Genomic DNA, 11,731 nt, shown 5'->3' with positions numbered 1-11,731 from the left:
CGTGCCGGACGCGACACTAACCGGACAGCATGACAGGGGCTGAGCTATTAGTGTTGTATGTGCGCTAAGTAGCTCAGCGGGGAGCCCGCCAGCTGCCTTCTTCGAGCTCGAGCACGTAGCGTCCACCGGGTACCAGCCGAAGGCCTCCGATGTGCTGCTCACGGCCATCCCGGCCGACCGCGCGCACATCGTACCGGCCGCTCTTGGGGACGGCGACGGGGAGCTTCCCGCCCGGTTCCAGGCCGGAGCGGGGGAGCAGATCGTTGCCCCAGAGGAGCGCTTGCTCAGGATTGCCGGGTTCGAGCGCCTCCCGGGGTGCATTGCGGATCCGGGTGCTCTCGGCCAAAAACAGGTTGTTGACGATAGTGGTCGTGCGGTTCTCGACCTGGAAGTCGATGCCGCCACCGCCTGCCGGCTTGCTCAGCGTGTGCAGCCGCGAAGGGGCGCCGCCGCCGCAGCCGACGAGGAGCAGCGCCGTGGTGAGGAGCGCGAAGCGTCGATGCATGCGCCGAGCTTAGCCGAGGTCACCGGCGTTCGGGGCCCGGGACGACCAGCATGATACACCTGGCAATCGACGCCAGCGGTTTGGCCGGGAAGCCGGGCCGCCGAGAGGCGTAGGAAGGTCCTCCGAATGTTCTTCTTCGCTTCACCGTGGCGCTGGGGTCCGAGAGCCCGCTGCGTGCTGCTCGGACTCGTGCTCGTCGCATGTGGCGGCAATCGCGGCAGCGGTCCTGCCACGTCGCAGGCTGCTGCGGAAGGTAGCGCGAAGCCTGCGAAGAAGGGCGAACCCGGGGCCCCGCAGGTGATTCCCAAGGGAGAGCGCATTGCCAGCCCGAAGCTGGTCGACCGCCGAACTCGCAACGCATTGGCGGCCGACACGATCGGTGTGGTGACCAACAAACGCGCGCGCCCCCCCAAGTCGTCGTCGGAGGTCTACAAGGCGGTTGCACCCGCGACGGTCATCATTCGCGCCGGCGGGGGCATGGGCAGCGGAATCATCATCGACAAGGCCGGCTGGGTGCTCACGAACCACCACGTCATCGAGCGGGGCGACAAGGAAGACTTCCGCACCAAGGTAACCGTCGTGCTCGGCAAGCTGAGCCCGGGCACCGGCGGCATGGTGCGTCAGAAGAAGGAGTATGAAGCCCTCGTCTACAAATCGGACAAACTCCGGGACATCGCGCTGCTCAAGATCGTGGATCCCCCCGCGAACCTGCCTTCGGTGACCATTTCGAAAGAAAATCCCGAGCCCGGCCAGCAGGTGATCGCGCTGGGCCACGCCGGCGCGGGCATGCTGTGGGCGCTCAAAGCCGGGGAAATCTCCGCAATGGGCAAGCTCAGTGAACAGCTCGCGACCTTGGCGCAGTTCAAGGACGACAAAGCGGGGCACGAGGCGGAAGACAAGTTCAAGAAATACCTCGACGAGCGCAACCTCGGACTGGTGATCCAGTCGACGTGCAACATCCTGCCGGGTGACAGCGGTGGGCCGCTGCTCACACGAAGCGGAGAGCTCATCGGGATCAACGCCTTCAGCAATCAGGATCCTCGCACCGGAGGGCTTCTGAGCTTCCACATCCACAAGAACGAGATTGCGGCGTTCCTGAAGAAGCGGCCGGCAAAACCGGCGCGCATGGTGCCCGATCCGTGGAAAGAGGGTGGCGGCGACGCCTCGTACGAGGACGTCGATCTCGACGGGCGCGCGGACGCACTGGTGCTAGAGGGACGACGCGCCTGTTCGTTCTGTCCGCGCCAGAGCGTGGCGGTCTTCTTCGATGTCGACCAGGACACGTTCCGCGGTGTCACGACGCTACCGCCGTTGAACGAGACCTATGAAAAGAAGAAGTTCGACGCCGAGCTGATCTACCTGCAGCTCGAGCGGGATGCGTTCCTCTGGTACGACACCGACAACGACGGCACGATGGATCTCCTGATCTACGATCCGGGTTCCACGGGTCGCGCGTCCGCCGTCTACCGCATCAAGAAGGACGGTGACTTCGAGAAGGACGACTCTCTCGGGTCAGGACGCGACGTGCGTGCCTCGCTGCTCAAAGACAGCGCGCTTCAGGCTCGTCTGCAGCGCATCGCGAGCGCGGCGTTTCCGCAACACTACGTGGAGGCGGGGTCGAGTGGGATCGACGCGCTGCCGGATCCCATTGGGCACACCGGCAAAGCGGCGGTCAGTGATCTCGACTACGACGGCCTGGTCGACTCCGTCCGCATCGACTCGGCGTTCAGCTATCGGCTCTTGCTCGACGTCGATCGATCGAGTGTCGGCTCGCTCCCGCGCACGTTCAACCTGGCGACGACGGGCTCCACCATCGACGCCGAGGTTGCCGTGGTGTCCCAGGCCAACCACATGTGGGTCTGGTACGACACCAACGACGACGGCCGTTTCGACCTGGTATTGCACTCGCCCGGCGCACGCCTGTACGTCGCTGCCGACGCCTGGACAGTCGACGCGAGCGGGCAGAAGACGGCCGCTCCCGAGCACGTGGGGCGCAAGCTGATCCGCGCCGATCTGCTCTCGTCGCCGGCTCAGGCGTCGCAATTTCGCTCGCTGATCAGCAAGGGGTTCCTCACGATCCTGAGCACGAGCTCGGACGCGGGGATCGGCTCCTTCCCGGATCCGGTAGCCGACCATCGCGGCGCAAGCTACGAGATCTTGGACGTGAAGAGCGCGCAGAAGTCCGTGATCATCGTGTCAGCACAGGGCAGCGACGGATACCTGGTGGATCTCGACGGCAACAGCCTGCGCGACAAACCGGTCAAGCCCAAGGATCTGCCGAAGCTCGCCGAGGGCGGCAAGCTCGACCTCGAGTTCGCGTACTTCCAGCGAAATGGTCTGGCGTGGTCCTACTACGACACGGACAAGACGAAGGGCTACGACGTCGTGCTCTATTCTTCGGATCCGAAGAACGGCAAGGCCGACGTCGGATTCAGGATCGACTCGAGCGGCAAGGTCTCTTTGGACGACACGCTCAAGGGCAAGGCCATGGTCAGCTACAGCTTGTTCTCCAAAGCCGCGGACAAGAAGCGCATGGAGAAGGTGGCCAAGGACCTGTTCGGCAAGCGCGCACTCGAGCAATGAGCCGTGAGCGCGCGCCCGCCAAACCGAGCTCAGAGCTTGGTCGTCTGCAAGATCGTCTGAACGGCGATCAGCGCGCCGATTGGGAACAGGATCCACAAGTAGCGCGTCTGGCTCTCCCTGAGATCGTTCAGCGCTGCGCGGATCTGAGCGAGCTCCGCTAACACACGCTCAGCGTCCGTCGCTGGCTCCTTGGCCTTCTGCGCTGGCTTCGCTGGCTTGTCAGCGGCTTTGGGTTTTGATTCCGGTGCATCCGAAGCGCGATCTTCGCGCTCGGAGTCGTCTTTGTCCGCCACGTTGGTCTCCCGGCTCCATCCCGAGCGGATGCTCGAGTTGGCCGATTGTCTCTGGTTTGGAGGCGTTCGGACAACTCGGAGCCGGATCCGGTCGACCGGTTCTGCAAATTGGGCGTTCCCCGCGGCTTTTCCCTCAGACTCTGCCGTGCTCACATTCGGCCTCGTGGAGCCATGAGTGGGCCTTCGCGGCGGCAGCTGCTTCAGGTCGGATTGGGGGGTGCCGTGGCGCTCGCCGTTGGCGGCGGCCTGCTCCGGTGGCTGGGCTCCGGTTACACACTCGTACCAGGAGATGCGGCGGTCGGGCTGAGTGTCAAACAGCTGACCGTTGCCCGGGCGCTGGTGGAGACAATCACCCCCGCCGGTGACGGCTGGCCATCGGGTCTGGAGCTCGGACTGCACCAGCGCATCGACGAACAGATCTGGGCGGCGGATCCGGCGATGGCGGGCGATCTCCGGGCTGCGCTCGAGCTGATCGAACACGTGCCACCGCTCCTGGGACACTTCGGACGTTTCTCTGCCCTCGGCCTCGAGCAGCGCCGCGAAGTGTTCGATGCACTGCTGAGGTCGCGCCGGGATCTGTTCGTGCAGATCGCGCTCGGGTTCAAACAACTCGTGCAGCTCTGCTATTTTGCCGACGAGCGCGTCTGGCCACACATCGCCTACGACGGCCCATGGATCAAGGAGGCGAAGCCGCCGCCGAGCGCCGTCGCGTACCAGAGCTTGTTCCTCGAACGCGGGGGGCGCGCATGATTCGGCAGGGCGCGGAGCTCGTACGCGAGGGACGCGACGTGGTCGAGCGCGCCGACGTGTGTGTGATCGGTTCGGGCTGTGGCGGGGCGTCGCTGGCGGCGCGCCTGGCGGAGGCCGGACGCTCGGTGGTGATCGTCGAACAAGGCGGCTACTACACCAAGGAGGACTTCGACCAGCGCGAGCTCAACATGCTCGCGAAGATCGACGGCGGGCGTGGCATTCATGCGAGCGACGACGTGTCGGTGTCCCTCACCTACGGCAACAACGTCGGGGGTGCGAGCGTGCACTACTGGGCTGACAGCTACCGCACGCCGCCGGACCGCCTGCTCGAGTGGCGCGACGTGTTCGGGATGGAAGGACACAGCGAAGAGGCGCTGGCACCGCATTTCGAGCAGATCGAGCGCGACTTGAACGTGCACGAGGCGACCGACGCCTACGCCAACAAGATGAACCTGCTAGTCGAGCGCGGCGCGCGAGCCTTGGGATGGCATGTGGCGCGGGTGCCGCAGGCGCGCAAGGCCTGTCGGGCCAGCGGGCACTGCATGCAAGGCTGTGCCTACGACGCCAAACAAAGTCAGCTGGTGACCTACGTGCCGCGGGCGGTCGCTGCGGGTGCGCGTCTGTTCTCCGATTGCCGAGCAGAGCAGCTCGTGTTTCGAGGTCGGAGCGTCGAGGCACTCGTTTGCCGAGTGCTCGACCGCGCGACGGGGCGTGCGGCGGGGCCCAGTGTTCGCGTCGAGGCGCGGGCCTTCGTCAGCTCCGCTGGTGGTTACGGCACCCCTGATTTCTTGCTGCGCCAGGGGCTGAAGTCGCGCCTGCCGTCCTTGGGCGAGCATCTCTTCGTCAACCCCTGCCCGATGGCCCACGCGATCTTCGACGAAGACATCATCCAGTGGCGCAACATCCCCGCCGCCTGGGGCGTCGAGGAGTTTCGCCTCGCGCGCTACGCGGGCCCGCGGCGTGTGTTCGGCCGGCCGTCGAACAGCCGTTACCTCGAAGGTGGCTACCTGTTCATGCCCAACCAGCTTCAACCCGGCATGCTGGCTGCGGTGCTTCCCGGCTTTGGCAGCAGACACGGCCAGCTGATGCGGGGGCTGGCCCGCCTGGGCGGCACCATCTGCTGGATCGACGACGTCGAGCCCGGCCGAATCAGCGTCGACGGTGGTCGCCGGCGCATCGAGCTGCCGCTCTCTGGCGGCAATGGAGAGCGGCTGCGAGACGCTTGGAAGAAGCAAGCTCAGCTCCTGTTTCAGGTGGGCGCGAAACAAGTTCTGTTCGGCGACGCCGATGACACTCGAATCGAGAGCGCAGGTCAGATCGACGCAGCCATCGGCCGGCTGTCGATCCGGCCCGGGCGCAACGTGCTGGCGGCGCCGCACCCCGGAGGCGGGGCGCGCATGGGCGCGAGCGCCGAGGGCTCGGTGGTTGGCTTCGATCATCGCGTGCACGGGCTCGACAACCTGTACGTGTCGGATCCGAGTGTGTTTCCCAGTCCGCCGAGCGTCGACCCCAGCCTCACGATCCTCGCATTCAGCTATGTGGCCGCTGCGGCGGTGGATGCGCAGCTTGGATGAGCCGATGAAAAAGCGACCCCGCGAGCGCAGCCTGCGCCGTCAAAACGAGCGCCTCGCCGACAAGCTCGCTGCCGCGAAGGAGAAGCTTGCCCGTCTCGTGCCCGGCGGCTCACCCCAGAACGCGCTGGAAGTCCCCTCGGCTTCGGTGGTGGAGCAAATGACGGAGAGCGTGGCGTGTCTGCGCTGCGGGGCTTCGGTTCGAGCTGACGACCATCGCGCACTCGTCCTCGGCGGCCGCCGCCTGCGCGTGGTCACGAGCGTCTGCATCCAGTGTGGCGCTGCTCGGGTCTGGTACTTCCGGTTGGGAACGCCCTTGGCCAGCTAAACGGGCGATGGTGTCGTGCTCGTCGCGACTTCTCCCCCGGAAGGACGCGTGTCAGGCTACGGCGCGATGAAACTCCTCACCGAGACCGAAGCTTGGCAGGCGCTCCTCCGACATCGAGATGAAATCGGAGCCATCTCGCTCCGGCAGCTGTTCGCGGCAGAACCCGAACGGTTCTCCCGTTTTTCGCTGAGACTGCCAGGCATGCTGCTCGACTTCTCGAAGCACCGCGCCACGGAGGAGACCCTCGCACTGCTCGTTCGGTTGGCGGAGCAAGCGGGTGTGCAGGCACGCATCGAGGCGATGTTCGGCGGGGAGGCCATCAACCTGACCGAGGGGCGCCCCGTGCTGCACGTCGCCTTGCGCAATCGGGCGGCAACTCCGGTGTGCGTGGCGGGTGAGGACGTGATGCCTCAGGTCTCGGCTGTGCTCGCGAAGATGCGTCGTCTGGTGTCGGCGCTCGAGAGCGGCGCGTGGCGTGGTCACACCGGCAAGGTCATCACGGACATCGTGAACATCGGCATCGGCGGTTCGGATCTGGGCCCCTACATGGTGACTGAAGCGCTGCGCCCGTTCTGGCGGCCGGGCATCGACGTGCATTTCGTGTCCAACATCGACGGGACCCACCTCAGCGAGACCCTGCGTCGCCTGGACCCGGAGACGACGCTGTTCTGTGTAGCCTCCAAGACCTTCACCACTCAGGAAACGCTGACGAACGCCCGCTCGGCGCGCACCTGGCTCCTGGACGAGCTCGAGGAGCCGGGCGCGGTGGCCAAACACTTCGTCGCGCTCTCCACCAACACCAAGGCCGTCACGGAGTTCGGGATAGACCCGGCGAACATGTTCGAGTTCTGGGACTGGGTGGGCGGACGCTATTCGTTGTGGTCGGCCATCGGGCTGCCAATTGCCTGTGTGATCGGCATGGATCACTTCGAAGAGCTGCTCGCTGGGGCCCACGAGATGGACCAACACTTCCGCTCCACGCCGCTCTCGGAGAATGCTCCGGCGTTGATGGGCTTGCTCGGCGTCTGGTACTCGGGGTTCTTCGGCGCCGGCTCCCACGCCATCTTGCCCTACGACCAGTACCTGCACCGCTTCGCTGCCTACCTGCAGCAAGCCGACATGGAGAGCAACGGCAAGAGCGTCGAGCGCGAAGGCCGACCCATCAACGCCTACGACACGGGCGCGATCTTGTTCGGTGAGCCCGGAACGAACGGCCAGCATGCCTTCTACCAGCTCATCCATCAGGGCACTCGGCTGGTCCCGTGCGACTTCATCGCACCGGTGAAGACCCAGAATCCATTGGGTCAGCACCACGAGATCTTGCTCGCGAATTTCTTCGCGCAGACCGAGGCGTTGATGCGCGGCAAGACGCTGGAGGAGGCCGAAGCCGAGCTTGCAGAGAGCGGCGCGAGCGCGGAGAAGATCGCAGCGCTCGGACAGCACAAGGTGTTCTCTGGAAGCCGCCCCACCACTTCGATCCTCGTTGACGAGCTCGACCCGCGCACGCTGGGTGCGTTGATCGCGCTCTACGAGCACAAGATCTTCGTTCAGGGAGTGATCTGGAACGTGAACAGCTTCGACCAGTGGGGTGTGGAGCTCGGCAAACAGCTGGCGAACAAGATCCTGCCGGAGCTCGGGGACGACGCGAAGGTGGTGGGGCACGACAGCTCCACGAACGGGCTGATCAACCACATGAAGGCGGTCCGCGCCGAGCAGCGCGCTGCGGCCGCGAAGGGCTGACAGCGGTCTCTTCTCGGCGAAATGGGGCGATCTACCATATCGAGACACTGAACAGAATATCAGCTAGTGTGTGCGGGTGCTTCGGCTCGACAACCCACCCAATCGATTCGAGCGCGAGGTGGTCGAGTACTTCGGCGAAGCGCCCCGCGTCGAGCTCGAGCTCTACGAAGATCAGAGCCAGCGCATCCTGAGTGAGAACGACAGTCCCGATCTGCCATTTCGGTACAGCCTGAACCCATACCGCGGTTGTTTTCACGGCTGCGCCTACTGCTACGCCCGGCCGAGCCACGAGTATCTCGGATTCGGAGCCGGCACGGATTTCGAGCGTCGCATCGTCGTGAAGCCACGGGCACCCGAGCTACTTCGGGCCGCCTTCGACAAGAAGTCTTGGCAGGGCGAGCTCGTGATCGTGAGCGGCAATACCGACGCGTATCAGCTCGTGGAGACGAGCCATCGGCTCACCCGAGCTTGTCTGGAGGTCTTCGCGGAGTATCGAAACCCCGTGCACGTGATCACCAAGAGCCCGCTCATCGAGCGTGATCTGGACGTGTTCGCGCGGCTGCTACAGGTCACGGACGTGAGTGTGTCGGTGAGCATCCCGTTCTGGGACAAGACATCCGCCCGAGCTCTCGAGCCCTACGTCGCGTCACCCGAGCGGCGCATGCAGACGGTGCGCAGGCTGAGCCAGATCGGTGTGCCGGTGTGTGTGAACGTCGCGCCCATCGTGCCGGGGCTCGGGGATCGCGACCTGCCGCGTGTGCTCGCCGAAGCACGGGATGCGGGCGCCCGCGCCGCCAGCATGATCATGCTGCGGCTGCCGGGGCCCGTGCAGCAGGTGTTCGAGGAGCGCCTGCGCGCGACCCTGCCCCTGGCGGCGGAGCGTGTGCTCGCTCGCACCCGGGAGATGCGCGCCGGCAGGCTGAACGACCCACGTTTTGGCGATCGCATGCGCGGCAGTGGCCACTACGCGGAGGCCATTCAGCGCCTGTTCGAGACGACGGCGGAGCGCCTGGGCCTCGCCACGGGGCACAGCTTGCCCGCGCCGGACCCGCGCCCGACGTTTCGCCGCCCCACCGACCGAGGTGGCCAACTCCGGCTATTCGATTGACGAACGCTGCCCGCACCGGTCATACCGGAGGCCATGGATATGGGAGCGGGCTTGGGCATCATCATCACGGTCGTCAGCATCCTGTTCTCGCTGGTCGTCATGGCCGGGGTGGGCTTCGTGATGTGGAAGGTCTTCGGCGGCCTCATGAAGCAGTCACAGGAGCGGCAGGCGCTGCTCGCGACGGGTATGCCGGCAACGGGTCGCGTCATGCAGCTGATGGATACCGGGATGCTGGTCAACAACAACCCACAAGTTCGGCTCATCGTCGAGGTGCAGATGCCCGGGCGGCCGCCGTATCAGGCAGACACCACGATGATCGTATCCATGCTGGCGATCCCCCGCGTTCAGCCGGGCTGTACCGTGAACCTGCGAGTCGACCCGATGAACCCGACGCGCGTCGCCGTGTTGATCTAGCGCCCGCGATCAGCAATTCGGGCACGAGCAGAGCAGTCCGGACGGCTGTTTCTGATCGAAGCAGGCCGAGAATGGGGCTGGGCATACGCTCGAACCCATACAGGCGCAGGTCGGGCTGCCCTCGCAGCCCTTTGGAACCTCGACGCAGTGGCTGGCTGCGCTATCGCCGGACTGCATGTCGACGGTGACACAAACGGTGCCCGGCGCCGTGCAGTCGGCACAGGTCGGAATGCTCGCGCACTCGCTGACAGGAACACACGGCCCCCAGCAGCCGCCGTTCACGCTGGGTGTCATGCCGCCCTCGCACAACGGAGGCAGTGCGTTGCAGAACACCTTGTCGGCGTCGCAATCGAAACCCACGACGCATTTTCCAGCGGCGCACGTGGCTTGTCCGCCTTTCAGCCCCATGGCCGAGCAGGCGTCTTGAAGGCACGTGGCGAGGCAAGCGGGCGGCTCGGGTTCGCCGGGCGCCAGTGCCGTGCACGTGCAGCAGTCAGACCAGAGCTTGCAATCGCCGGAGTCCTTGCACTCGGGGCCCGAACCAATGCTGCCGCCGCTGCCGGCCGCTCCGCTGGTACCTCCGCTGCCGGCCTGCCCGCCGCTACCCGCTCCTCCGCCCGTGGCACCGCTGCCCGAGCTGCCTGCCGCGCCGCCCGTCGAGCTGGAATCGTTCTCGGATTTTCCCCCACAACCGGCGACGACCACGGCCAGGGCCAGCGCCGCGAAAGGATTGAGCTGCGATCTCATGCTCCGCTGCCTTTCACGTTGGATGCCAGGCTCGATCCCGCGGATTGTTCGGCCAGAGACCTCCGGCGTGCGCCCCGCGTGGCACAGCTCCGGACTTCCCGGTCAGGGTCCGAGCGCTACGGCGGACCCTGTCCCCCCATCGGACGCCACCGCTACTTTCACAAGCGGTACGCCCTGGATACCACGCTGGGTGATCGAGGGAAGATGACGAAGGCCGAGCTGGAGGCCGCGATGCAGGGGCATGTGCTCGCGAACGCGGAGCTGATGGGCACCTACCAAAAGCACAAGTGACGCGGAGGCGTCGGCAGCTCAAGCGCCGCGCAGGTGGTAGGCCTTCGGTTTCGTGAACGCCTCGATCCCATACCTCGAGAGTGTACAGCCGATGCCGGAGTGCCCGCGTCCGGACCACGGCAAGCGGGGACTGACACGGTCACAGCAGTTCCAGTAGGCGGTGCCGACCTGGAGATCGTTCAGGATGCCTTCGGCGCGCGCGCGTGTCCCCGAGTAGACTGCGGCAGTGAGCCCGTATTCGGTGTCCGCCATCAACGCGCTCGCTTCTTCGTCGGAGCTGACCTTCGCGAGGCCGATGATAGGGCCGAAGCTCTCTTCTTGCATGACGGACATCTCGTGGGTGACGTCGACGAGCACGGTGGGCTCGAAGAAGAATCCGGCGCGCTCGCTGCGCTTGCCGCCGACGAGCACTTTGGCACCCTTCTCTAGCGCGTCCGCGACCTGAGCTTCGAGCGTCGTGATGGCGAGCTCCCGCCGTGCGAGCGGGCCGATGTACGTCGCTTCGTCCGTTGGGTCGCCGACGCGGAAGCCGCGTACGGCCTCGGTGAAAGCCGCTACGAAGGGTTGCCAGATCTTTTCGTGCACGTAGATGCGCTCCACGGCACAACAGCTCTGCCCGGTGTTGTAGAAGGCCCCGTCTGCCGTCGCCAGCGCCGCGTTCTTCGGGTCGACGTCGTCGCACACGTACGCCGGGTCCTTGCCCCCGAGCTCGAGCTGCACTTTCACCATGCGCCGGGCGAGTGACTCGGCAATGCGGACGCCCGTGGCGTACGAACCGGTGAAGAACACACCGTCAATTTTCTGTTCGAGCAGCGCGGCACCGACGCCGGCCCCGCCCACGACGGCGGCGAATACCTCCGGCGGGACACCGGCGTCGTGCAGCGCGCGCTCGAGCTCGAGTCCGGTCAGGGTCGCGTACTCGCTGGGTTTGTAGAGCACGGCGTTGCCGGTCAAGAGCGCAGGCAGAAACACGTTGGCGCCGACGAAAAACGGATAGTTCCAGGCGCTCACGTTGGCGATCACCCCGAGCGGTTCGTGCCTGATGCGCTCTTCGGTTCCGCCGGCGTCCATGCCGAGCAGCAACTCGTCCGCCACCGTTCGCTCGGCCTCGGCCAGGAAGAACTCGATGCGTCCGGACAGGCCACCGAGCTCGTTCGCGGACTGAGTGATGGGTTTGCCCATCTCCGACGTCAGGGTGCGAGCGAGCAGCTCTCGGCGCTCGGTCACGAGCTCGGCAAACCTGCGGATGGTCGCTGCTCGCTCCGCGAAGGGCCGCGCCGCCCAGCCCTTCTGCGCGCGCGCCGCTTGCGTGAACTTCGCGCTGATGGATTCTCTCGTGTCCTCGGCAACATCCGAGAGCGCGCTGTCGGTCGCCGGATTCGTGATGCGCATGGCGCCCTA

At 65.7% G+C, this 11,731-nt stretch carries 12 protein-coding genes; 8 read left to right on the top strand and 4 right to left on the bottom strand.

The window, feature by feature from the left end; translation table 11 throughout:
* Nucleotides 1–73: 73 nt before the first annotated feature.
* A complete protein-coding gene (locus IPI67_28965) occupies nt 74–505 on the bottom strand; it encodes a hypothetical protein (GenBank protein ID MBK7584220.1) in 432 nt (143 codons plus the stop codon).
* A 126-nt stretch (nt 506–631) separates the two neighbouring features.
* Between IPI67_28965 and IPI67_28960 the strand changes: the two genes are divergently transcribed.
* The gene (locus IPI67_28960) at nt 632–3,088 is read left to right on the top strand and encodes a trypsin-like peptidase domain-containing protein (protein ID MBK7584219.1); all 2,457 of its coding nucleotides are present in this window, start codon (nt 632–634) and stop codon (nt 3,086–3,088) included.
* Nucleotides 3,089–3,117: 29 nt separating this feature from the next.
* Here the strand turns inward: IPI67_28960 and IPI67_28955 are convergent, their stop codons facing one another.
* On the bottom strand, nt 3,118–3,381 hold the full coding sequence (locus IPI67_28955; protein ID MBK7584218.1) for a hypothetical protein: 264 nt from the start codon (nt 3,379–3,381) through the stop codon (nt 3,118–3,120).
* A 171-nt stretch (nt 3,382–3,552) separates the two neighbouring features.
* Here IPI67_28955 and IPI67_28950 point away from each other — a divergent pair, with 171 nt between their 5' ends.
* The 6 genes from IPI67_28950 to IPI67_28925 all read left to right on the top strand — a co-directional run bounded on the left by IPI67_28950 (nt 3,553) and on the right by IPI67_28925 (nt 9,292).
* Nucleotides 3,553–4,131: a hypothetical protein gene (locus tag IPI67_28950; protein ID MBK7584217.1), complete on the top strand. Its 579-nt coding sequence runs from the start codon at nt 3,553–3,555 to the stop codon at nt 4,129–4,131.
* A complete protein-coding gene (locus tag IPI67_28945) occupies nt 4,128–5,705 on the top strand; it encodes a GMC family oxidoreductase (GenBank protein ID MBK7584216.1) in 1,578 nt (525 codons plus the stop codon). The genes IPI67_28950 and IPI67_28945 overlap by 4 nt, the downstream gene beginning before the upstream one ends.
* Nucleotides 5,706–5,709: 4 nt before the next feature.
* Complete coding sequence (locus tag IPI67_28940; protein ID MBK7584215.1) at nt 5,710–6,030, top strand: hypothetical protein; 321 nt, start codon at nt 5,710–5,712, stop codon at nt 6,028–6,030.
* A gap of 66 nt (nt 6,031–6,096) precedes the next feature.
* Nucleotides 6,097–7,770 carry a glucose-6-phosphate isomerase gene (gene pgi / locus IPI67_28935; protein MBK7584214.1) on the top strand — a complete coding sequence of 558 codons (1,674 nt, stop codon included), beginning with the start codon at nt 6,097–6,099 and terminating at the stop codon, nt 7,768–7,770.
* 70 nt (nt 7,771–7,840) lie between these two features.
* Nucleotides 7,841–8,878, top strand: a complete 1,038-nt coding sequence (locus tag IPI67_28930; protein ID MBK7584213.1) for a PA0069 family radical SAM protein — start codon at nt 7,841–7,843, stop codon at nt 8,876–8,878.
* A 33-nt stretch (nt 8,879–8,911) separates the two neighbouring features.
* Nucleotides 8,912–9,292, top strand: coding sequence for a hypothetical protein (locus IPI67_28925; GenBank protein ID MBK7584212.1), 381 nt, complete (start codon nt 8,912–8,914; stop codon nt 9,290–9,292).
* Between the two features lie 9 nt (nt 9,293–9,301).
* On the opposite strand, the gene IPI67_28920 is transcribed toward IPI67_28925, so the two are convergent.
* Nucleotides 9,302–9,700 carry a hypothetical protein gene (locus IPI67_28920; protein ID MBK7584211.1) on the bottom strand — a complete coding sequence of 133 codons (399 nt, stop codon included), beginning with the start codon at nt 9,698–9,700 and terminating at the stop codon, nt 9,302–9,304.
* A gap of 183 nt (nt 9,701–9,883) precedes the next feature.
* Between IPI67_28920 and IPI67_28915 the strand changes: the two genes are divergently transcribed.
* On the top strand, nt 9,884–10,330 hold the full coding sequence (locus IPI67_28915) for a YbhB/YbcL family Raf kinase inhibitor-like protein (protein MBK7584210.1): 447 nt from the start codon (nt 9,884–9,886) through the stop codon (nt 10,328–10,330).
* An 18-nt stretch (nt 10,331–10,348) separates the two neighbouring features.
* On the opposite strand, the gene IPI67_28910 is transcribed toward IPI67_28915, so the two are convergent.
* Nucleotides 10,349–11,722, bottom strand: a complete 1,374-nt coding sequence (locus tag IPI67_28910) for an aldehyde dehydrogenase family protein (protein MBK7584209.1) — start codon at nt 11,720–11,722, stop codon at nt 10,349–10,351.
* Nucleotides 11,723–11,731: the final 9 nt, after the last annotated feature.

This window comes from Myxococcales bacterium, from assembly GCA_016706225.1.
In the GTDB taxonomy this organism is placed as follows: domain Bacteria; phylum Myxococcota_A; class Polyangia; order Polyangiales; family Polyangiaceae; genus JADJKB01.
This window is presented reverse-complemented; position numbering and strand designations above follow the sequence as displayed.

Coding starts and splice junctions, on each gene's coding strand:
- IPI67_28950 (MBK7584217.1), top strand. CDS start 3,553: ATGAGTGGGCCTTCGCGGCGGCAGCTGCTTCAGGTCGGATTGGGGGGT.
- IPI67_28940 (MBK7584215.1), top strand. CDS start 5,710: ATGAAAAAGCGACCCCGCGAGCGCAGCCTGCGCCGTCAAAACGAGCGC.
- pgi (MBK7584214.1), top strand. CDS start 6,097: ATGAAACTCCTCACCGAGACCGAAGCTTGGCAGGCGCTCCTCCGACAT.
- IPI67_28920 (MBK7584211.1), bottom strand. CDS start 9,700: ATGGGGCTGAAAGGCGGACAAGCCACGTGCGCCGCTGGAAAATGCGTC.
- IPI67_28960 (MBK7584219.1), top strand. CDS start 632: ATGTTCTTCTTCGCTTCACCGTGGCGCTGGGGTCCGAGAGCCCGCTGC.
- IPI67_28945 (MBK7584216.1), top strand. CDS start 4,128: ATGATTCGGCAGGGCGCGGAGCTCGTACGCGAGGGACGCGACGTGGTC.
- IPI67_28965 (MBK7584220.1), bottom strand. CDS start 505: ATGCATCGACGCTTCGCGCTCCTCACCACGGCGCTGCTCCTCGTCGGC.
- IPI67_28925 (MBK7584212.1), top strand. CDS start 8,912: ATGGATATGGGAGCGGGCTTGGGCATCATCATCACGGTCGTCAGCATC.
- IPI67_28910 (MBK7584209.1), bottom strand. CDS start 11,722: ATGCGCATCACGAATCCGGCGACCGACAGCGCGCTCTCGGATGTTGCC.